The 21,009-nt window shown below is 70.9% G+C and carries 19 protein-coding genes and 2 pseudogenes; 15 read left to right on the top strand and 6 right to left on the bottom strand.

All coding sequences use genetic code 11. The features are described 5' to 3' along the window. Nucleotides 1–154: 154 nt before the first annotated feature. From QC385_RS30755 to QC385_RS30745, 3 genes and pseudogenes are all read right to left on the bottom strand, one after another. A pseudogene (locus QC385_RS30755) lies at nt 155–460 on the bottom strand (MmyB family transcriptional regulator); the annotation flags it as partial. 238 nt (nt 461–698) lie between these two features. Then, nucleotides 699–1,042 (bottom strand): annotated as a pseudogene (locus QC385_RS30750) (IS110 family transposase); the annotation flags it as partial. 409 nt (nt 1,043–1,451) lie between these two features. Continuing rightward, nucleotides 1,452–1,904 (bottom strand): GNAT family N-acetyltransferase, encoded by a 453-nt coding sequence (locus QC385_RS30745; protein WP_279544630.1) that lies wholly within the window; start codon nt 1,902–1,904, stop codon nt 1,452–1,454. Between the two features lie 281 nt (nt 1,905–2,185). Here QC385_RS30745 and QC385_RS30740 point away from each other — a divergent pair, with 281 nt between their 5' ends. The 12 genes from QC385_RS30740 (at nt 2,186) to QC385_RS30685 (ending at nt 15,905) form a co-directional block, all read left to right on the top strand. Further along, entirely contained in the window at nt 2,186–2,896 is a 711-nt protein-coding gene (locus QC385_RS30740) for a TauD/TfdA family dioxygenase (RefSeq protein ID WP_279544629.1), read from the top strand. Between the two features lie 79 nt (nt 2,897–2,975). After that, nucleotides 2,976–4,013: an AurF N-oxygenase family protein gene (locus tag QC385_RS30735; RefSeq protein WP_279544628.1), complete on the top strand. Its 1,038-nt coding sequence runs from the start codon at nt 2,976–2,978 to the stop codon at nt 4,011–4,013. A gap of 22 nt (nt 4,014–4,035) precedes the next feature. Next, entirely contained in the window at nt 4,036–5,319 is a 1,284-nt protein-coding gene (locus QC385_RS30730) for a KamA family radical SAM protein (protein WP_279544627.1), read from the top strand. Then, nucleotides 5,316–6,788: a dipeptide epimerase gene (locus QC385_RS30725; RefSeq protein ID WP_279544626.1), complete on the top strand. Its 1,473-nt coding sequence runs from the start codon at nt 5,316–5,318 to the stop codon at nt 6,786–6,788. The genes QC385_RS30730 and QC385_RS30725 overlap by 4 nt, the downstream gene beginning before the upstream one ends. Then, entirely contained in the window at nt 6,785–7,903 is a 1,119-nt protein-coding gene (locus tag QC385_RS30720; RefSeq protein WP_279544625.1) for an Ldh family oxidoreductase, read from the top strand. The genes QC385_RS30725 and QC385_RS30720 overlap by 4 nt, the downstream gene beginning before the upstream one ends. After that, nucleotides 7,900–9,147: an ATP-grasp domain-containing protein gene (locus QC385_RS30715; RefSeq protein WP_279544624.1), complete on the top strand. Its 1,248-nt coding sequence runs from the start codon at nt 7,900–7,902 to the stop codon at nt 9,145–9,147. The genes QC385_RS30720 and QC385_RS30715 overlap by 4 nt, the downstream gene beginning before the upstream one ends. Next, the gene (locus tag QC385_RS30710) at nt 9,144–10,358 is read left to right on the top strand and encodes a GNAT family N-acetyltransferase (RefSeq protein ID WP_279544623.1); all 1,215 of its coding nucleotides are present in this window, start codon (nt 9,144–9,146) and stop codon (nt 10,356–10,358) included. The genes QC385_RS30715 and QC385_RS30710 overlap by 4 nt, the downstream gene beginning before the upstream one ends. A 6-nt stretch (nt 10,359–10,364) precedes the next feature. Then, a complete protein-coding gene (locus tag QC385_RS30705; RefSeq protein WP_279544622.1) occupies nt 10,365–11,285 on the top strand; it encodes a branched-chain amino acid transaminase in 921 nt (306 codons plus the stop codon). Nucleotides 11,286–11,362: 77 nt separating this feature from the next. Then, nucleotides 11,363–12,157: a hypothetical protein gene (locus QC385_RS30700; RefSeq protein WP_279544621.1), complete on the top strand. Its 795-nt coding sequence runs from the start codon at nt 11,363–11,365 to the stop codon at nt 12,155–12,157. Nucleotides 12,158–12,173: 16 nt separating this feature from the next. Further along, on the top strand, nt 12,174–13,556 hold the full coding sequence (locus QC385_RS30695; protein ID WP_279544620.1) for an MFS transporter: 1,383 nt from the start codon (nt 12,174–12,176) through the stop codon (nt 13,554–13,556). After that, nucleotides 13,553–14,830: an ATP-grasp domain-containing protein gene (locus tag QC385_RS30690; protein ID WP_279544619.1), complete on the top strand. Its 1,278-nt coding sequence runs from the start codon at nt 13,553–13,555 to the stop codon at nt 14,828–14,830. Before QC385_RS30695 ends, QC385_RS30690 begins: the two co-directional genes overlap by 4 nt. Before the next feature lies 1 nt (nt 14,831). Next, complete coding sequence (locus tag QC385_RS30685; protein WP_279544618.1) at nt 14,832–15,905, top strand: alpha-hydroxy acid oxidase; 1,074 nt, start codon at nt 14,832–14,834, stop codon at nt 15,903–15,905. A gap of 491 nt (nt 15,906–16,396) precedes the next feature. Here the strand turns inward: QC385_RS30685 and QC385_RS44345 are convergent, their stop codons facing one another. Together QC385_RS44345 and QC385_RS30675 are read right to left on the bottom strand one after the other, a co-directional pair. Continuing rightward, nucleotides 16,397–16,690 carry a transposase family protein gene (locus tag QC385_RS44345; protein WP_443033036.1) on the bottom strand — a complete coding sequence of 98 codons (294 nt, stop codon included), beginning with the start codon at nt 16,688–16,690 and terminating at the stop codon, nt 16,397–16,399. Nucleotides 16,691–17,111: 421 nt separating this feature from the next. Next, a complete protein-coding gene (locus QC385_RS30675) occupies nt 17,112–17,306 on the bottom strand; it encodes a hypothetical protein (protein WP_279544617.1) in 195 nt (64 codons plus the stop codon). Between the two features lie 560 nt (nt 17,307–17,866). Here QC385_RS30675 and QC385_RS30670 point away from each other — a divergent pair. From QC385_RS30670 to QC385_RS30660, 3 genes are read left to right on the top strand one after another with little or no spacing between them, the layout of a single operon-like run. After that, nucleotides 17,867–18,712, top strand: a complete 846-nt coding sequence (locus QC385_RS30670) for an SDR family oxidoreductase (RefSeq protein ID WP_279544616.1) — start codon at nt 17,867–17,869, stop codon at nt 18,710–18,712. A 10-nt stretch (nt 18,713–18,722) separates the two neighbouring features. Continuing rightward, a complete protein-coding gene (locus QC385_RS30665) occupies nt 18,723–19,205 on the top strand; it encodes a nitroreductase family deazaflavin-dependent oxidoreductase (protein WP_279544615.1) in 483 nt (160 codons plus the stop codon). Between the two features lie 47 nt (nt 19,206–19,252). Next, nucleotides 19,253–20,233 carry an aldo/keto reductase gene (locus QC385_RS30660; RefSeq protein ID WP_279544614.1) on the top strand — a complete coding sequence of 327 codons (981 nt, stop codon included), beginning with the start codon at nt 19,253–19,255 and terminating at the stop codon, nt 20,231–20,233. Between the two features lie 149 nt (nt 20,234–20,382). Here QC385_RS30660 and QC385_RS30655 read toward each other — a convergent pair whose 3' ends face one another. Continuing rightward, the gene (locus tag QC385_RS30655) at nt 20,383–20,940 is read right to left on the bottom strand and encodes an HIT family protein (RefSeq protein ID WP_086841012.1); all 558 of its coding nucleotides are present in this window, start codon (nt 20,938–20,940) and stop codon (nt 20,383–20,385) included. Nucleotides 20,941–21,009 lie beyond the last annotated feature (69 nt).

Below are 21,009 nucleotides of genomic sequence, written 5' to 3'. Positions count from 1 at the left end.
GTCGTCCGCCCGGAGGGCGGGCCTCGCGGCGTCCGGTGCGTGCTCTCGGCGTGCCGGGCGGACGCCCGCGTACTGGTTGTACGTGGGTGTTCGCCCGGTGCGGCGAGAGGGCGTGCCGGGCGTCGCGAGGCAGGCGGGACTTTGCGGACACGCCCTAGGTGTCCTGCTCGGAGTCGTCGGCCGGGGCTGACCGCTCGGCGTCGTCGTTGGCCGCGGCCCAACTGGCCGGCAAAGTCAGGGCATCCTGCGAGGGCGAGGTGGGCTCAGCGGTGTAGGTGAGGAGGAACTGGCCGGAGCCGTCCCCGAGCGGGAAGGTCTCGAAGGGCAGGTCGAGGTCGCCGACGACCGGGTGGTGGAGAAGCTTCACTCCGGTGGTGTGGATGCGGACGTTGTGCGCGGCCCAGCGGTGGCGGAACTCCTCGCTACGGGTGGACAGTTCGCCTATCAGGTCCATCAACCGACGGTCGTAGGGCTAATCACCCTCTACTCAGATGGCTCGGTGGCCGTCGCCGACAACGGACGGGGCACCGACACACGCCTCGATGAGCTTGGGCGCGTCGTGAAGAAGCCGGTCATGGCCACAAAGGACCTCCGGTTCTTCGACGACCCTGATGCGCCGTCCCTCCCCGACACACACATTCGCCGGGGCATGTCTGTTGTCGCTGCACTCAGCACGTGGCTCATCCATACCAACCGCGAAGTGCCAGCTCGATCGTGGCCTCGTCGCCGGGCGGATGGGCCGAAGGTCCCGGCGCATGCGTGCCTGGTCAGCGATGATCCTGGCGTCGCGAGCGTCGTTCTTGCCTTCGCCGCGGTAGGCGTCGGACGCGCGGTTCACCATGCGGCCGGGGATGTACAGCAGCTCCTGCATGTGGTGGATCAGGACTGCGATCAGCAGCCCGGGTTCGCCGCCCGTCATGTCCAGCGCCCAGGTCACCTCGCGGCCGTCCGCGGTGTCGAGGACGTCACCGAGCAGCTGGAGGAGCTCCGGCTCGTCGTTGGCCACCCGGCGCGACAACAGGGTCTTGCCGTCAGCCTCCATGGCGACGCAGTGGTGGTGAGTCTTGCCTCAGTCGATCCCGGCCCATATCCGGCTCATTGTGCTCCCGAAGTCGTTCCTGCCCTGCGTACCACGGACGACCTCGCCGGCATCGCCCTACACAGCGACCTGTTCGCACTTCCCAATCGGCGGCCGAGTCGTCGTGGAGAGCGGGGCGGCCAAGCCTCCGAAGCCATGGACGGCAGCGCAGCTGAGAGCCACGCCCCACTCCCCTGGGTGCCACAACCCTACGAATGGCTGGGGCCCATGATCAGAAAGGTAGGGCGAGCTGATGAAGGCCATACCCCCGCTGGTCCTGCGGACTGACCCGCGCCTGTGGACAACCTTGCCCACAGGCCGGCTGCCGCGCTGCGGCCTGGGTTCTCATCGGGCTGCGGGCACGTGGGGGAGATCAGAGCTGCAGCTTGAATCCCACGTGCGAGCCCGCGAACCCCAGACGCTCATAGAAGCGATGCGCGTCGGTGCGCACTGCGTCCGAGGTGAGCTGGACCAGTTGGCAATCCTGGCGGCGGGACTCCTCGATGGCCCACTCGATGAGCCGGGCACCGAGGCCGTGGCCGCGCTGGGAGCTGTGCACGCGTACGCCTTCGATGATCGAACGGGTCGACCCTTTGCGGGACAGCCCCGGGATGATCGTGAGCTGGAGGGTGCCGACGACCTCGCCGTCCGCGTCGGCGACGACCAGTAGCTGGTTCGGGTCGATTTGCAGTCGCTCATATGCTGCCTGGTAGGGAGCCAGGTCATCGGGAGACTCGCGGGTCGATCCCAGTGCGTCGTCGGCGAGCATGGCCACGATGGCCGGGATGTCGCCCGGGAGTGCGGGACGGATACCGATATTCGTCATACGGCGCATGCTAACCGGACGGGATCCCCACAAACAGACTACTCAACCAGGCGTGCAATCAACGCTGTTCAGGATGGATTCACCCGCGAGAAACCCCGGCACCGAAAAGGTGGTCGGAGCATTTGGTTCCGTGAGTCATCTCACAATGTGAACCATTGCGGCCCCACCCGCTGCTCACGGATGATCACTCCGGGTTTACCGGCGGCCTGATCTTGACCCGATCACCGCCCTGCCCGTTTCGATTGAGGATGGGGGAGTCCTAAATGTCTACGGCCCTTGATATGCACACTCGGGAACTTGCCGAGCAGGGGTACACGCTGCTCAAGGCGATCACCACGGACGAGGATGCGGCCGCTGCGGTCGGCCTCTTCGGCGATCTTGTCCCGCAGTACGACGGCTCCCTGCGCTACGAGGTGAAGGCCGCTCCCGGGTTCGAGGAGCGCCGCTACAGCAAGAGCGTCAACACGATCCTGGTGCACACAGAGGCGCCGGGCTGGAACCCGCCGCCCACCTACCTGGCCCTGCACTGCCGGGTCCAGGCCACCTGCGGCAGCGGCCACACCGAACTCGCCGACATGCGGGCGTTCATCGCCTCGCTGCCCGAGCGCGACCGGGCCGCACTTTATGAGCACACCGTCGACTGGATCGGCCACAACACCGGAGGCGTCGGCACGGAGGGCGTCCGCCGCCCCGTCGTCGAGGTCACCGACAGCGGCCAGGAGATCCTCCGCTTCAGCTACAACCTGCTGACCACCGGCCAGTACGACCCGCCGGTCGACGCGTCCGTCGCCCCGGAGCAACTGCCGCTCGGCAGCTTCGGCATCCACCTTGCGGAGCAGGCCGAGGCCTTCTTCCGCGAGAACCGGGTCTCGGTGCTCATCCCCGAGAACCACGTCCTGGTCTGGGACAACCAGCGCATGGTGCACGCCCGTTCCGCCTACACGGACAAGCGGCGCCACCTCACCCGCTACTGGATCGCCACCCAGCGCTGAACCGCGCGCCCGTCACCAGTCACCCCGTCACCGGTGGACCGATCACCCGCGACAGACTCCGATCACGTTAGGCCCACGCATGACTGACGACCGGAACGCGCCGGTTCAGGACGAGGAGTTCCCCACCGGACTGCCGGAGGAGCTCCGGGGACTGCCAGAGGGCGTCCCCCGCCACAACCCCGACGACCAGATTGAAAGCGCCGTCATCCGTCGCCTGATTGGCAACTGGCACCGGCGTGCCACCGTCAAGCGAGACGAGCCGAACCTCGACGACCTGTTTGAGCTCGACCGCCCCGACTACCCCGAGCGGATCCTGCCGTTCCGTGACCACCCGACGTATCGGACGCTGGACCCGGAGAAAAAGAGCCAGCTGCTCAGCTGGGCCTGGATCGCGTACAACCGGCACACCATCATGGCCGAGCAGAAGGTGGCCAACCCTGCCTTCGCCCTGGTCATGGAGGGTGAGTACCCCGAGCTCCAGGACGAGGCGCTCAACATCTCGCTGGCCCAGGCCATGGTCGACGAGCAGTACCACACACTGATGCACCTCAACGCCAGCGCCGTCACCCGGCGCAAGCGCGGCTGGGCGATGCCCGACCACGATCTGCCCATCTCCCACACGGCGCGCGAGCACATGCGCCTGCGGGAGAGCGCGGACGAGCGTTGGCAGCGGTCGCTGACCACCCTCGCCTTCGCGACGGTGTCGGAGATCTCCATCAACGCGTACCTGGACCTGCTCGCTGACGACCCGGACATCCAGCCGATCAACAGCAGCACCGCCAAGCTCCACAACCGGGACGAGTACTGCCACGCCTCGATCTCCGCGGTGCTCGCAGAGGTCGTCCACGACCGCCTCGACGAGAAGAAGCAGCGCTTCTTCCGCGACATGCTGTTCGAGGGACTGGAGGCCTTCGTGGCCACCGACTACACGACCTGGCACCGGATCATGGACCTGGTCGGCGTCGAGGGCGGCCACGAGATGCTCCACGACTGCCAGGCCGAGCAGAGCCGGAGCCGTCTGGTCCGCGACTACACGGGCCTGCATACCCTCATCGAGCGGATGGGGGTCCAGGACCTCGTCGAGTTCGACTGGTCCAAGTCCCACGTGGCGAGCTGAGCGGAAACGAGGCGAACCCCCCGTGAAGCACTACGCCAACGAGCGTCTTGCGCAGCTCGCGCGAGACCGCGGCATGCCGGACGAGTACGTCCGCGACCTGCGAGTGGTCTCCAGCGTGCTGCCGTTCAAGGTCAACGAGTACGTGGCCGACGAGCTGATCGACTGGGCGGCGGCGCCGGACGACCCGATCTTCCGGCTCACCTTCCCGCATCGCGACATGCTGCCCGCGCCGGTCTTCCACCGGATAGCTGCGCTGCTGGACGCGGGGGCGCCGCGCTCCGAGGTGCGCGCGGCCGCCATCGCCGCCCAGCTGGAACTGAACCCGCACCCGGGCGGCCAGCTCGAGTCGAACGTGCCGACCCTCGACGGGCGCCGGCTGGACGGCCTCCAGCACAAATACGCCGAGACGGTGCTGGTCTTCCCCTCCCAGGGGCAGACCTGCCACTCGTACTGCGGCTACTGCTTTCGCTGGGCCCAGTTCGTCAGCCAGGAGGAGCTGCGCCAGGCGCTGCGTGACCCGGCGGACCTCACGGGCTACCTGGCCCACCACCCGGAGGTCACCGACGTCCTGTTCACCGGCGGCGACCCGATGATCATGCGGACTGAGGTGCTGCGTCGCTGGGTCGAGCCGCTGCTGGCTCGGGCCGACACGGTGCGCACCCTCCGGTTCGGCACCAAGGCCCTGTCGTACTGGCCCGCCCGGTTCACCACGGGCCCGGACGCACACGACCTGCTGCAGCTGTTCGAGGAGTGCGTGGCGAAGGGCCGGCACGTGGCCCTGATGGCGCACTTCTCGCACCCGCGAGAGTTGGAGACGGCCCAGGTGCGCGAGGCGATCGCCCGGATCCGCGCCACCGGCGCCGAGGTGCGGGCCCAGGCCCCGCTGGTGGCGCACGTGAACGACGACCCCGCCGCCTGGTCGCGGATGTGGCAGCTCCAAGTCGAACTGGGCGTCATTCCCTACTACATGTTCGTGGAGCGGGACACCGGGGCGAGCAGCTACTTCGGCCTCCCCCTCGCCCGCGCCCTCGACATCTACAGCGAGGCCGTACGGGGGGTCTCAGGTCTGGCCCGGACCGCCCGCGGTCCGGTGATGTCCGCCGCGCCCGGCAAGGTGATGCTGCACGGCACGACAGAGGTGGCGGGCGAGCGGGCGTTCGTCCTCAGCTTCATCCAGGCCCGCCGTCCCGAGTGGGTAGGGCGGCCGTTCTTCGCGGCGTACGACGAGCACGCGCAGTGGTATGACGAGCTCAAGCCGGTGTCCTTCGGCACCACCCTGCCGGGGTACGCGGGTGAGCAGCGATGAGGCTCCACGTCCACGAAATCCGCCTCACGGACCACGACGTGTGGCGCAGCGCCCGCGAGGCGATCCCGGTGCAGCCGGGCGTTCTCGTCGAGCTGACAGCGGGCGGGCAGTCCGGTTTCGGTGAGGCTTCGGCATTCATGACCGACCGCTACAACTCCTCGCTCGACGCCCTGCACGCGGCGCTGCGGCTTGCCGCGGGGACACTGCGCCGGCTTCCGGCCGACGACCCCGAGGGGGCGTGGTCGGTGCTGGCTCCGCTGCTGGCCGGCTCGCCGTTCGCGCTCGCCGCGCTGGACGTGGCAGCGCACGACCTGGCGGCCCGGCTGGCGGGCGTACCGCTGTGGCGGCGGCTGGGCGCAGCCGAGCCGGGCGCGCTGCGCTCCAGCTACAGCATCGGGCTGGACGAGCCCGCGGTGATGGTGCGCAAACTGCTGGAGCGACCGGGCTGGCCCGCGTACAAGGTCAAGCTGGCCGCGCCCACTGACCTGCACATCCTCAAGGCGCTGCGCGAGCACACCGAGGCACCGTTCCTTGTCGACGGCAACTGCGGCTGGGAACCCGCCGCGACGACAGCGGCGCTGGACGCGATGACGGAGCTCGGCGTCACCCTGCTGGAGCAGCCCTTCCCGCGCGAGTCGTGGGCGGCGGCCAGGGCGCTCAAGGAGATCTCCCCGATCCCGGTCTACGCGGACGAGAGCATCACGGGACCGCACGACCTCGACGCCTGCGCCGAGGCGTTCCACGGCGTGAACCTGAAGCTGATGAAGGCAGGCGGTATCACGCCGGCCCTGCGGATGCTGGGCGCGGCGCGGGCGGCCGGGCTGGGCACGATGCTCGGCTGCATGCCGGAGTCCAGCGCCGGCGTGTCGGCCGCGGCCCACTTGGGCCCCCTCGTCGACCACTTGGACGCCGACAGCATCGCACTCCTGGCGGTGGACACGGGCACCGGCGTGCTGCTCGACGCCGAGGGCGGCATCACGCTGCCCAAGGCGCCCGGTACAGGCTTCGTGCCCGCGTACCGCGGGCCGGCGTTCACAGTGCGTCCCACGGCGGCCGGCGAGGTCGGCTGGGACGGTGAGGAACTGTTCGTCTACCGCGACGGTGCGGCCCTGGCCTCGGTACGCATCCGGCGCCGGCCGCTGCCCGGCCGGACGTCAGCGGACACCGTCCGGCAGCTCGACGTGCCGGCCGGGCCCGCCGACGCGGCGGTCCCCGAGGAACTGAAGGCGCTGGTACGCGGCGCAGTCACGCGCGCGGTCGCCGACGGGGCGGACATGGTCTGGCTGCGGACGGGGCACGACGGCGTACGGGAGGCCTGCCGCACGGCTGGTTTCCGTCCTCTCGCTGATTCCCCCGACGGCGCCGACACCGGCCGTAGCGACCGCGACGACACCCCCGGCGACGGCACCCTCTCGGACGGCGGCGACCCGTCCTCCCCCATGGTCTGGAAGGCGAACGAACCCGCATGAGCCACGTGCACGACATGCAGCACACGACGGCCGCCGGGGACGCCACGGCCGCCGCGCCCGCACTCGCCCCTCTGCTCCCGGCCACCACCGCCGTAGCCCTGGCCGAGACGGCGCTGACCCGCGCAGGGCTCTCCCCCGACGATGCCCGGGACGTGGCGCACGCCTTGACCGAGACCTCGCTGCGTGGCATCGACACCCACGGCCTGCGCCTGCTGCCGCAGTACTTGGACGAGCTGGCCGACGCGATCGCCACCGCCCGCCCGAAGATCCGCACGATACGGGACAGCGGAGCGGCCGCCATGCTCGACGCCGACGGCGCGCTGGGGGTGGTGGCCGGCCTGGCGGCCGCCCGGTTCGCCGCCGAGCGGGCCCGCACCCACGGCGTGGCCGCGGTCGGGGTCCGCAACTCCAACCACTTCGGGGCGGCTTCCGTCTACAGCCGCTACCTCGCCAAGCAGGGCATGGTCGGCATCGTGACCACCTCCGCCGCCTCGCGGGTTGCCCCGTTCTCCGGGACCGATCCGCTGTTCGGCACCAATCCGCTGAGCTTCGCCGCGGCCGCCGAGGGCGACGAATTCGCCCTCGACATGGCCACGAGCCAGGTCTGCTTCGGCGAGATCAAAGAGCGCCGCAAGCACGGCCGGACGCTGGACGCCGGCTGGGCCACCGACACCGAGGGCCGACCAGCCACCGATCCGGAACAGGCGTACGCACTCTCGCCGCTGGGCGGCTACAAGGGGCAGGGCCTGGCGATGGTGGCCACCCTGCTGGGCGCGGTGCTGACCGGTTCGCCGGCGGACTGGGAGCTGGAGCACATCGGCGCCTCCACCCCCGGCCGCAGCCGGGGCATCGGCCACCTGGTGATCTGCCTGGATCCGGCCGCCTTCGCGGGCAGCGAGCAGTTCGCGGCGGGGCTCACCGGCATGCTGGACACCACACGGGGCGCCCGGCCTGGGGCCGACGCTGAACAGCCCGTCCAAGTGCCCGGCGATCCGCAGCGGCGCATCGCCTCCGAGCGGGCGCAGAAGGGCATTCCGCTGGACCCGCACACCGCGCAGGCCTTCGCAGTACTCGCCACCGAGCAGGGCGTGGCCTGGCCGGAGGTATCGACGTGATCCTCGTCCTGCTCAGCCCACGCAATGCCGGCCTGCCGTTCGCCGAGTGGCTGCGGGAGCAGTCGGGCCGGCTGCTGGCCGTCACCGTGGAGGGGGTGGCCCTCGGGCCCGGCTTTCTCGACGTTGAGCGGGTCGCCGACTACACCGACGACGCGGCCGTCCTTGCGGCGGCCCGGCGGATGGCCGACCGTCACGGCGTCACGCGGGTGCTGGCCCTGGCCGAGGTGGACGTCGAGCGGGCGGCGGCGCTGCGCGCCGAGTTCGGGCTGCCGGGCCAACTACCCGCCAGTGCCCGCGCATACCGCGACAAGGTGCTGATGAAGGAACTGGCGGCGACCGGCGGGGTACCGGTGCCACCGTTCGCGGCGGTGGCCTCGGCGGCGGACGTGGCGGCCTTCATGGCGGCCAACCCGGGACCGATCGTGGTCAAGCCGCGCGGCGGTTCCGGTTCGACGGGCGTGGCGGTGCTGCACGATCCGGCGCAGATCGCGGAAGTGGCCGACCGGGTGACCGACGGCGACCACGAGGTTGAGGGGTACGTCACCGGCCGGATGTGCCACGTGGACGCGCTGCACGTCGGAGGGGAGCCGGTGGTGTGTGTTCCGTCCGTCTACACCGATGGCGGCTGCCTGTCGCACTGGACCGACTCCGGCAACGGCAGTTGGACGCTGCCCACCGTGGATCCGCTGTACGAGCGGCTAGTGACGGAGACCTGGCGACTGGTGGGCGCGCTGCCCGCGGCGCCCGCGCTGTTCGTGCACGCCGAGTTCTTCGTGACGGACGCCGGGGAGATCGTGCTGTGCGAGATCGCCGGGCGGGTGGGCGGCACGCCGATCCCGGCCATGCTGGAGGCCGTGCTCGGGCTGGACCCCCGGCACCTGTGGGCGCGGATCGAGTGCGGGCTGCCGGTGGAACTGGACGCCGTACGGGCGCACGCCGCGGCCGCGCCGCTGGTAGCCAACTTCGGCCTGCCGCCCCGCGACGGGCGAATCGTCAGGCTGCCCGCCAGGGCGCCCGCCGGGGCCCGGAACTTCACGGTACTCGCGCGGCTCGGTGAGGACTGGGGCGGGGCCCGGTACGCGGGTCGCAAGTCCGGCGACTTCATCGCGACCTGGCTGGTGACGGCGGACGATGCCGAGGAACTGCTCGCGCTGGTCGACAAGACCGGCGCGGAGGCGGAGGCTGGCTTCGGTTGGGAGCCCTCCCCCGCTCCGGAGGCCAGGTCCGAGGGGGCAGCCCGGTGAGCGACTTGACCGCCGAGATCCTCGGCCCGGACGCACGTCCCACCGCCGCGGAGTTCCCGGCCCTCGCCGCACCCGCGGTGATCTGGGAGGACGACCGTTGGTGGCGCTTCACCGAGCGCACCGACCTGCACGAGGTGCGCTACCTCGCCGTGCGCGAGGCCGGCGAGCTCGTCGCCCTCGCTCCCCTGCTCGTCACCCATGACGGCGCAGGTCTGCTTTTCTACGACACACCGAAGATGACTGGCGAGACCAACGCTTTCGGGGCCCCGGAGCTGCTGGACCCGCAACGGCGGGCGCGCTGGGACGAGCTGGCCGACCGGTTGGCCGACGCCCGCCGCGGCCAGTATCCCTCACTCGCGCTGGCCGTGTTCGGCTCGCACCACGGCATCGTCCACGCCGCCGGCCGTGACGCGGTCGGCCAGGCCCGGGTCTTGGCGGAGCTGCCGCGACTGTTGGAGGAGACGGCCGAGCTGCTTGGCTGCCGCAGCACTTCCCTGCTGTACGCCACCGACGAGCAAGCCGCCATCCTCGGCCCGGCGGCGCGGGCCCGCGGCCACGTCCCGGCAGTGCTGGGGGCCGAGTCCGTCCTGCGGCTCGACGCGCCGGACTGGGACGCCTACTTGGCGGGTCTGGTCAGCCGCAAGCGTATGCGCGTCAACCGCGAGCTGCGCGAGTACGCGGAGGCCGGCTTCCGCACCGTTGTCCGCGAGGGGCCGGAGGCGCTGTCGGACCCGATCGTCGACCTCCAGGTTGCGCTGCGCGCCAAGTACGGGCTGCCCGGCGGACGGCCCCGCGTCCAGCGGGACTTCGACGCCATCCGCGAGACCGTAGGTGACAGCTGCCTGGCGCTGAGCGCCGAACGCGACGGCGAGACGCTCGGTTTTGTCCTCTACTTGCGGGCGGGCCAGGCCCTGTACGGACGCACCGCCGGCTTCGACGACGACCGCGCCAAGGGGGTCTACTTCGCCCTGACCTACCACGAGACGGTCCGCTGGGCGCTGGCTCACGATGTGCGCGAGATCTGGTATGGCCTGGCCGCCTACGAGGCGAAGAAGCTACGCGGCTGCGACCTCGAGGCCCGCCACGGCTGGTTCCGCTTCACCGGAGTGGGCCGCGCCGAGCTCGAGGAGACCCTGCGGCTGCAGGGTGCGAGCGAGCACGACCGGCTGCTGAGCCTCGGGCCTGACAGCACCACTTCACAAGGAGACTGAGCACACATGCCACTGACCCCGACCCCGTTCATCTGGATGGACGGCGAGCTGGTTCCCTGGGACGACGCGAAGGTGCACGTGCTCACTCCGAGCCTGCACTACGGATGGGGCGTCTACGAGGGCATCCGCGCCTACGCCACGAACTCCGGTCCGGCTGTGTTCCGGCTGCGCGAGCACGTGGCCCGGCTGCGCGACTCGGCGCGGGTGTACCTGATGGAACTGCCGTGGACCGACGAGGAGCTGGTCTCTGCAGTGATCGAGCTAGTCCGGAACAACGGCCACGACTCGTGCTACATCCGCCCCATTGCTTACCTTGGCTACGGCGAGATGGGCGTCGCGCCGCAGCTGGACGCGGTACGAATGTCAATCGCGGTGTGGCCATGGGGCTCGTATCTGGGCGACCGTGCCGAGGCGGAGGGCTGCCGTCTGATCGTCAGCAACTGGCAGCGCAACTCGCACCAGACGGTGCCGCCGCTCGCCAAAGCCACGGGCGCGTACGTCAACAGCGCACTGGCCAAGGTGGGCGCGCAGCGCGCCGGTTACGACGATGCGCTGATGCTGACGGCGACCGGGCACATCGCGGAGGCCTCAGCCGCCAATCTGTTCCTGGTGCGCAACGGCGCCCTGATCACCCCGCCGGTAAGTGACGGGATCCTGCCCGGCATCACCCGCGACAGCGTCATCACCATGGCCCGCGACTTGGGTCTGGAGGTAACGGAGCGGAGCATTCCACGCAGCGAGGTCTACATCGCGGACGAGGCGTTCCTGACCGGGACCGCAACCGAGGTCGTGCCAGTGGCCTCGGTGGACGAGCGGCCGCTGGGCGCGAAAGGCGTCGGTCCGGTGACCAAGCAGCTGCGCGAACTGTTCCGGGCCGTGGTCAGCGGCCGACACGAGCAGTACGCGTGCTGGCTGGAGCGGGTGTGATCAGCACGGAACCGAATGGCGGCGTTGCGGGCCTCGGCGGCCCCGTTGTGCCGGCCTTCCGGGGCCCGGAGGTCGGCATGATCCATACTGCCGTTGCACGCCTGGAGGCCGCCGCGCTCCGGCTGCGGACGGTCCTGGGCGCGCCGGTGGCCGCGGCGGCGGCCTGCGACGTCGGCGCCCCGGAGCAGGCCTGGCGGGCCGCCCTGGACGAGGAGCTGTGCGACCGGCTGGTCGACCTGGCGGCCGCCCGGGCTTGGGCCGCGCGCGAGGCGGCCTCCGGGCCGGACCGGCACCCGGCGGCGGCCGTGCTGCGCGGGTGCACCCTGTGGGCCGTGGAGTCCGACACTGCCCGTGTCCTCGCCATGGCGAGCACCGACGCATCCCGGCCCGCCACAGACGAGGCGGCGGACGCAGAAGTGCCCTCCGCGGTGGCGGCGCAGGGCCGGGCGGCCGCCCTCGTGACGGCTCTGGCCTCGGCCGAGGTGTACGACGCGGTGTGCGCGAGGCTGCGGACCGCGTTCGGCCCGTGCCCGGCGGGCCGGGCGGCCGCCGCCTGGGAGATCGCCGATACGGCGCTATCGGGTCTGGGCGCCACGCGCGAGGAGTGGGTCGGCACCGACCCGGCATACACGGCCGCGGGCGGCTGGGTGCTGGTGGATCGGATCGGCCGGCTGGCGCTGGGCGCGGCCCTGCTGTCGGCCACCCCCACCTACCCGGCCGTGCAAGCGGAGACCCGCGTCAACGCGGCCCGCCGGCACACCTGGAACCACCTGCGCCAGCCGCCGCCGGAGGCGGCCACCGCCATTCACGTGCGGCGTACCGCGGAACTCGTGGACTGGATCGCCGGATCCGCAGGACGGAGCGGCGCATGAACGGGGAGACGTGCCCATGAGCGGGGAGCCGAACGGGCGCAAGCGCGCGGCCGGGCGGGCCACGCGCCTGCTGCTGTCCATCCTGCCGAAGACGCCGGCCGGGCGCCGCCTGGCTGCGGGCGCCGCGGTGGACTCGGTGGGCTCGGGCATGTTCCTGGCGGCATCCACCCTGTACTTCGTCACGGTGGTAGGCCTGCCCGCCGCCCGAGTGGGTTTGGTGCTGTCGGCGGCCGCTGTGGCCGGGTTGCTCAGCCCGATGCCACTCGGCTGGTTGGCCGACCGGGTGGGGCCGGCGCGGGTGTATGTGGCGCTGCTGGCGATGCGCGGACTCGGGTACGCCGGTTTCGCGCTGGTCGACAGCTTCTGGCCCTACGCCGTACTGACCTGTGTCCTCACCGCGCTGGACCGGGGCTGCTCACCGCTCCAACAGGTGGTCGTGGGCATCGTCGAGGGTGGGCAGAACCAGACACGGACGATGGCGTCCATCCGCTCCGTGCGCAACATCGGCCTCACGGCGGGCTTTCTGCTGGCGGGTGCGGTCCTCGCGATCGAGGAACAAGCGGCCTTCGTGGCACTGTTCCTGGGCAACGCCCTGACCTTCTGGGTGATCGCCGCCGTGGTGGAGCAGCTGCGCCGCCGGGCGGCCGCCGCTGCTGACTCGGCCGCGACCACCACCCCGGCAGTGTCCGCGTCAGCGGCCCCCGCACCGAGCAGCGACGAGCCGGCGCCCGCGGCCGTGCGCAGTCCCTTCCGAAACCTGCGGTTCCTGCTCTTCACCGTCTCCAACGGCGTGCTGTCGCTGCACGATTCTGTGCTCTTCGTCCTGCTGCCGCTGTGGCTGACCACGGCCACCGACGCGCCCTCCTCGGCGGTCTCGGTGCTGCTGGCGGTGAACACCGTGCTGACCGTGCTGCTCCAGGTATACGTGGCCCGGTTCGCTGAGACGACCGCGGGCGCTCTGCGGCTGATACCAGTGGCCCTCATCCCGTTGCTGGTCTCGTGCGCGGCGTTCGCCGGCGCCGAGCACGTCCCGGTGTGGCCCGCGGCGGCGTGCGCCGTCCTCGCCGTGGTGCTGCTGACGTTGGGCGAGAACGTGCACTCGGTCGCCGTGTGGAACCTGTCGTACGAGCTGTCGCCGGCCCCGGCTCGCGCCCGCTACCTCGCGGCCTTCAGCCTGGGCATGACGGGTCAGCAAATCGTCGGCCCGGTGCTGATGACGGGTGTGCTGCTGCCGCTGGGAACGGCGGGCTGGGCCGTGCTCGCCGTGGTGTACGCGCTGGCCGCCGCGGTGGTACGGGCCACCGGCGCACCACCCCGCACCACACCGGCCGCCCTCGCTTCCGGGCCCGCGCCGGCCCCCTCCCCTGCTTCCAGTTCTCCCAGCGAGGTGACCCCATGACCGAACACGTGCTCATCGTCGGCGGCGGCCGCGAGATCCCCGGCCTGATCCGGGAGGTGGGCGGCCCGGACGTCGCAACGACGATCCTGTGCCGGATGGACTTCGTCCCCAAGATCCGTAAGCCCGGGCAGCACGACCGGGTGCTGGCACTGCGCAGCGATGCCCCCGACGAGGAGTGGACCGCCCTGGCCGCCGCCGTACACGAGCGGCAGCCCTTCACCCGCGTGGGTACCTTCGGCGAGCGGGACCAAGACCGGGCCGCGGCAGTCGCCGCCGCGCTGGGCCTGCCCTGCCACTCGTCGCAGACCATCGCCTGGGTGCACGACAAGCACGCGATGCGGCAGCGGCTGGCGGAACTCGGCGTGGACGACACCCCGGGCGGACGAGTCGCTGACGTGGCGGAGCTGCGGGCGTTCCTGGCCGAGCACGGCACGCCGTGCGTGGTCAAGCCGGTCCAGGGCGCCGGCAGCTTCGGCGTCTCCGTCGTCCGTTCCGTAGACGAGGCCGAGTCGGCCTTCGCGCGCGCCGCACGCGACTTCGAGGTCATCCCGGACGCGGGCGTGCTGGTGGAGCGTTTCCACGAGGGTCCGCAGTTCAGCGTCGAGGCCTTCTCTGAGGGCGGCGAGCACGAGATCCTCGCTGTGACGCGGAAGTTCTCCGACCCCGTGGGCTTCGTCGAGCTGGGCCATGTGGTGCCCGCCGTCCTCTCCTGCGAGCAGACCGACGCCGTGCACAGTTACGTGCGCCGGCTGCTGGACGCTCTCGAGATCGCGTACGGCGTCACCCACACGGAGGTGGTGTTGACGGACGCCGGGCCGCGGGTAATCGAAACCCACGTCCGGCTTGCCGGCGACGAGATCCCGTACCTGGTGCAGGACGTCACCGGCGTGGACCTGGTCGACTGCGTGGTGCGTCAGACACTGGGCCAGTCGGTGCTCCCGGACATCCGCAAGATCCTGGCGGACCCCTCGGTGGACCGCAGCCCGGAGGCGATCTGGTTCGCGGTGCCGCAGGCGCGCGGCACGCTCGTCCGGATCGACGGCCTGGACGAGGCTGCCGCCCGGCCGGGGGTGGTGGCGGCCGAGGCCCTGCTGGCCGGTGGCGACGAGCTCGGGGACCTGGACAGCTCGGAGTCACGCGCGGCCTTCGTCCGGGCGCGCGGCGCGGACGCCATCGAGGCCGTGGCCCGGGCCCGGCAGGCCGTGGCGGCGCTGGAGTTCGCGGTCACCGTGTCCGGCGACGGGGCGGCCGTCGACGCCCAGGACTGGGTCTGAGATGGCGGCGCCTGAGGCGAGCGGACCCGAGCCGGAAGACCTCGGCATCCGCGCGTCGCAGGAGCTGGCCGCGCGAGCACGGGCCGTCCTGCCGACCGCTGCGTACGAGTTCTACGCCGCCGGTTCCGACGAGGAGATCAGCACGGGCGAGGCGGCGGGCGCCTGGCGCGGTCGGCGGCTGCTGCCGCGGGTGCTGCGCGACGTCTCGTCCGTCGACACGGGCGTAGAACTGCTGGGCACCCGGCTGGCGGCGCCCGTTGTCGCGGGGCCGACGGCCTTCCACCGCATGGCGCACGACGAGGGCGAGACGGCCACGGCGGCGGGCGTCGCCGCAGCCGGTTCGCTATTCGTGCTCTCCTCCCGCGCGACCTGTCACCCGGAAGAGGTCGCTGCGGCGGCTGGCCCCTGGTGGTATCAGGTGTACTGGCTGCGGGACGCGGATATCACCCGCCGTCAGGTGGAGCGAGCCGTCGCGGCCGGGGCCCAAGCCCTGGTACTGACGGTGGATGCCCCGTACGTACCGCCACGGGCGACGTCAGGGCTGCCGCTGCCGCTTCCCGAGGACGACGAGCTGTGCCGGTCGGTCGGGGTGGGGACCCGGCTGCCCGGCTGGGAGCAGGACCCGTCGCTGGGGCTGAACGCCATCGGGCGGCTGCACCAGATGTCAGGGCTGCCGGTGCTGGTCAAGGGCGTGCTGCGGGCCGACGACGCGAAGACGTGTGTGACCGCAGGGGCGGCCGGGGTGATCGTCTCCAACCACGGCGGACGGCAGCTGGATCGGGCCGTAGCCTCCGCGGACGCCCTGCCCTCGGTCGCGGCGGCGGTGGGTGCCGAGGTCCCGGTGCTCGTGGACGGCGGTGTTCGCACCGGTACCGATGTCCTGGTGGCCCTGGCTCTGGGCGCGAGGGCAGTGCTCCTGGGGCGCCCGATCGTGTGGTCCCTGGCCCTGGGCGGTGCGGCGGGTGTGACTGCCCTGATGGACTCGTACCGTACGCAGTTGTCGACGGCCATGGCCCTGGCCGGCTGCGCGCGGATTGGGGAAGTCGACGCGGGCCTGTTGCACGGCGGGTACTGAGGCGGCCTGCACGGCGGGCCTGGAGGCGCCCTCGCGACCCGCGCGCGCGTGCGCGGCCGGGAATGCGGACAACGGACAGGGGAAACACCTGTCCATAGGGCCAGCCCTAGGGCGTGTCCGCAAAGTCCCGTCGTCCGCCCGGAGGGCGGGCCTCGCGGCGTCCGGTGCGTGCTCTCGGCGTGCCGGGCGGACGCCCGCGTACTGGTTGTACGTGGGTGTTCGCCCGGTGCGGCGAGAGTGCGTGCCGGGCGTCGCGGGGCAGGCGGGACTTTGCGGACACGCCCTAAGCCGTACTCCTGCGAGGAGCCCTCCTGGGCGTCGTTGTGGCTCACCAGAGCCTGCCGTAGACAGGGGACATGAGCGAGATCCTCTCCAATGAGCCTCCGCCAAGTTCGTTTCCGCAGTTCAGTGGGGCTGGTGTGATGTGTCGATGAGGCCCTCACGCTGGCAGGTGGCGTGATCGTCGGGGCGAGATCGTCCGCCCCGTCTCGTTACCGCTGTACTTCGCTGTTCGCCAGGACGAGCAGGGCCCGCAGGAGCGTGGTGGCCTGCCGGGTGTCGGTGCGGAGCTGGGGCAGGATCCGCCAGTTCTTGAGGTTCGCGAAGCCGTGTCCGTTGGCGGCGCGTTCGCGGCTGACCAAGCGGTTCGCTTCCTTCTCGGCGGCGGTCAGCTGATGGTTGCGGGTGGCCTTGCGGCCGGTGATGATCACCGGGTCGTCGTCGGGTTTGTCGTCGAGGCCGACGAAGCCGAGGTCGGCCAGGGCGCCGAGGCCGGCTTCCCGCAGATGTTCGGTGATCTTGTTGTGGCGGGCGGTGGTGATCTCGCTGGACCGGCCGGGCTTGGCCGTCGGAGATCCAGATCAAGTTGCCCTTCTCGTCGGGCAGTGCGAGAAACAGCAGGCCGTGGGCCTTGTGCTTGCCTGAGTAGTTCTTCCGGTCGTCCTTCCCGGTGCGGCGGTGGGTACGGATCAGGGTGCCGTCGAGGAGGACCACGACCCAGCTGGCGTATCAGGCCGGCGACTGGCTCGACTACGTCGCCAGCCGCAAGCAACGCTGATCACCTCTGCCGCCTCCGAGCACACCCCCACGCTGAGCCCGGCACCACTCCCACCAGGCCCAGCGTCCAATCACGGCGCCTTTTCAGCGTGACCAACGATCAGGTGACAGCTCCGGCACCCTGGCGTCAAGCACTTGCCGAGGAGGCAGTCAGTTGAAGGCGTCGGTCATGCAGTCCACCCGGCAGTCGGAGGCCTCATAGCGCTGGCGGAGGGCGGCAGCTGCTTCTTCGCGCTCCACGAAGAGGTACCCGTAGTGCTGGCGCGCCACCTTGGTCACGTCTCCGACCGTGACGATGGCCGGTTCGTCGTGTGCGGCCCGGCGGCGCGCTCCGGCGATTGCCATGTCCGCAGAGCGCAGCAGGTTTCTGGAACGGTCCCGGATCACGGCTGCCTGGGCCCGTTTCGCTGAGAGGGGACGCAGGACACGTCCCCTCCAGACGTAGCCGGCGGCGACAAGGATGAGACCGAGCGCTACGAACAGGAGTCCGCCGGGGGCGTGAGGTCGCATCTATCCAGTCTTCACCACTCGCGTGGTGATCGTCATGCCCGCGTCGGCGGAACTCGACCGCCACGGCGCCGCGCTGCTGGTCCAGGTAAGAGCTGCCACTGCCCGCAGGAATACGACGGCAACGGAATAGGTGCTCTGCGCCAGTACCATGCGCTCCACTCTACGAGCGCCCGCGCCCGGTAGGGGGTCCCTCTCAGTGACCCCCTCCTCAGGGACTCCCACGCTCCCGTGACAGCCGGTTCCGTTGGTGGTGCACCGCTCCCGGCGGTGTGAACGGCCGGAGAGAGCGGCGCTTGTGCCACTGGTCTCCAGCCTTCTCCGCAGCGCCGTCGGCGCCGCACCCGTCACTCCCGCACACACCGGGTGCCGGACCACGGCACCCGAAAGGAACCCGCATGAGCAAGGTCATTCTCGTCACCGGTGCCGGACGCGGTCTGGGCACGGACATCGCCCGCGAGGCCCTCGCCGCCGGCCACCAGGTCGTCGCCACCGGCCGCCGCCCCGACGAGGCCGAGAAGACCCTGGGTGGGCCGCAGGACAACCTGCTGGTCGCCAAGCTCGACGTCACCAGCCCAGAGGACGCCGAGTCCGCAGCGCAGGCCGCCGTCGAGCGCTTCGGCCGCATCGACGTCCTGGTCAACAACGCCGGGAACCTCTTCTCCGGCTACTTCGAGGAGATCTCACCCGCGCAGATGCGCCGGCAGTTCGAGACCAACCTCTTTGGCCCGATGAACGTGACCCGCGCGGTCCTGCCGATCATGCGCCGACAGCGTGCCGGCCACGTCATCACCATCACCTCGACCGCGGGCCTGGTCGGCATGGAGTTCACCTCCGCCTACGCCGCCTCCAAGTTCGCGGAAGAGGGCTGGATGGAGTCCCTGCGCCACGACGTCGAGCCGTACAACATCCACACCACCACCGTGGAGCCCGGCTACTTCCGCACCGAACTCCTCGTGGACGGCTCCACCACCTGGCCCGAGCTCTCCATCGACGACTACGCCCCGCGGACCGCCCCGAGGATCGAGGGCATGAAGAGCATGAACGGCAAGCAGCCCGGCGACCCCGCCAAGCTCGCCCGCGCCCTGCTCACCATCGCCCGGCAGGACGAGCCCCCGCACCGCTTCGTCGCCGGAGCGGACGCCATCGAGGCCGTCGAGGCCAAGGCGAGGGAACTCCTCGCCCAGGCCGAGGCCTCCCGCGAACTGGGCGGCAGCCTCGCCTGCGACGACACCCACGCCTGAGAGGGACGACATGCCACTCAAAGGCGAGTACGAGCCGAGCAAGGCTCAGTTCGTGCGTGACCAGGTGGAGCTGTACGAGAGTTCCGGCGGCACCGAGGGAACGACGCTGAGCGTCCTGGTCGCACGCGAGGAAGACGAGAGGCTACGGGACCTGCCCGTCGTCATCCTGACCACCCTGGGCGCGAAGACCGGCAAGATCCGCAAGACCCCGGTCATGCGGGTGGAGCACCGCGGCTCGTATGCCGTGGTCGCCTCCATGGCGGGAGCCCCCAGCCACCCGGTCTGGTACCACAACGCGGTGGCCGACCCCCGAGTCGAGCTTCAGGACGGCCCGCTACGGCAGGACATGCTGGCCCGCGAGGTGACCGGGGACGAGAAGGCCCTCTGGTGGGCCCGAGCCGTCGAGGCGTTCCCGGACTACGCCGAGTACCAGAAGAAGACGGACCGCGAGATCCCAGTTCTCGTTCTGGAGCCCGCCGCTCAGGACCACTGACACGGCCGGCACCAAGGCCTGACGGCCGTCACGACAAGGAGTACCTCATGAGGCACGTATCACTGGGCGGGCTCGATGTCTCGCGCATCGGTCTGGGAGCCATGACCATGGCAGGCGTCTACACCACGGGTGGCGGGCTCGATGACGCCGAGTCCATACGCACCATCCACCGAGCCCTGGACCTCGGGGTCACCCACATCGACACCGCCGAGATCTACGGCCCCTTCCACAGCGAGAACCTCGTCGGCAAGGCCATCAAGGGCCGGCGCGACGACGTCGTCATCGCGACGAAGTTCGGTCTCGTCTCCCACGCCGGCGACGGCCCCGGCATCATCGACAGCGGCCCCGCCAACGTGAAGACCGCGGTCGAAGGCTCGCTCAAGCGGCTCGGCACCGACCACATCGACCTGTACTACCAGCACCGCGTCGACCCGAACACACCCATCGAGGAGACCGTCGGCGCGCTGGCCGATCTGGTCGCCGAGGGCAAGGTCCGCCACATCGGACTCTCTGAGGCCGGGCCCGAGACGATCCGCCGGGCCCACGCCGTGCATCCGGTGGCCGCGCTGCAGACCGAATACTCCCTGTGGACCCGTGACGTCGAAGCCGAGATCCTCCCGCTGCTGCGCGAGCTCGGTATCGGGTTCGTTCCCTACTCGCCGCTCGGCCACGGCCTGCTGACCGGGCGGATCCGCACCGTCGACGACTTCGCCGACGACGACTGGCGCAAGACCAATCCGCGGTTCACAGGCGAGAACTTCCAGTGCAACCTGCGCATCGTCGACGAGGTGCGGGCCATCGGCGCCGAGATCGGAGCCACCCCGGCCCAGACCGCGCTGGCATGGCTGCTGACCCGCGGCGACGACATCGCCCCGATCCCCGGAACCCGGCGGGTGTCGCGCGTCGAAGAGAACACCGCCGCCGACGGCATCGAACTCAGCGCCGCTCAGCTCGACCGCCTGAACAACCTCACACCGGCCGCGGGCGAGCGCCACGACGAGGCGAACATGGCCATCATCGACCGCTGACCCTTGACCACTGACCGCGGCGCATCGGCAGGACCGCGCCGCGGTCGCCGCGGCCCTCCTGGCCGCCGGCGGTCAACGAGGGCGCACCACGCCACCACCGCCCCAGCGGCACGACCGCCCGCAGGCGCAGCGCCCCGGCAGCCGGCAGCTCAGACCGGCCAGGCCTCCGCCAGCATCTTCCGGGTGTCCGCCAGCAGCTGCGGCAGCACCCGCGTATGCCCCACCACCGGCATGAAGTTCGTGTCGCCACCCCACCTCGGCACGATGTGCTGGTGGAGGTGCGCCGCGATGCCCGCGCCGGCGACCGAGCCCTGGTTCATGCCGATGTTGAAGCCGTGGGCGCCGGAGGCCGTGCGCAGGGCCGTCATCGCCTGCTTGGTGAGCTCGCCGAGCTCGGCGGTCTCCCCCGCCGTGAGGTCGGTGTAGTCGGCGACGTGCCGGTAGGGCACGGTCATCAGGTGCCCGCCGTTGTACGGGTACAGATTCAGCACCGCGTAGACCTGCTCGCCGCGCCTGACGACCAGCCCGTCCTCGTCGGACTTGGCCGGGATGGAGCAGAAGGGGCAGCCGTCGCCGGCGCCCGGGCCGCTCGGCTTGTTCTCACCCTGGATGTAGGCCATCCGATGGGGCGTCCACAGACGCTGGAACGCGTCCTGCGTCCCCACTCCCAGCTGCTGCTCCGGCTCACTCGTCATGCAGTGCAGCATATGGCGTGGAGCTGGGGGTACGGCAAAGGCCCCCGGGATCTCCCGGGGGCCCGTACGCGGTCCGGTCAG

It is taken from the genome of Streptomyces sp. DH10 (genome assembly GCF_029813805.1).
GTDB lineage: Bacteria > Actinomycetota > Actinomycetes > Streptomycetales > Streptomycetaceae > Streptomyces > Streptomyces coeruleofuscus.
This window is presented reverse-complemented; position numbering and strand designations above follow the sequence as displayed.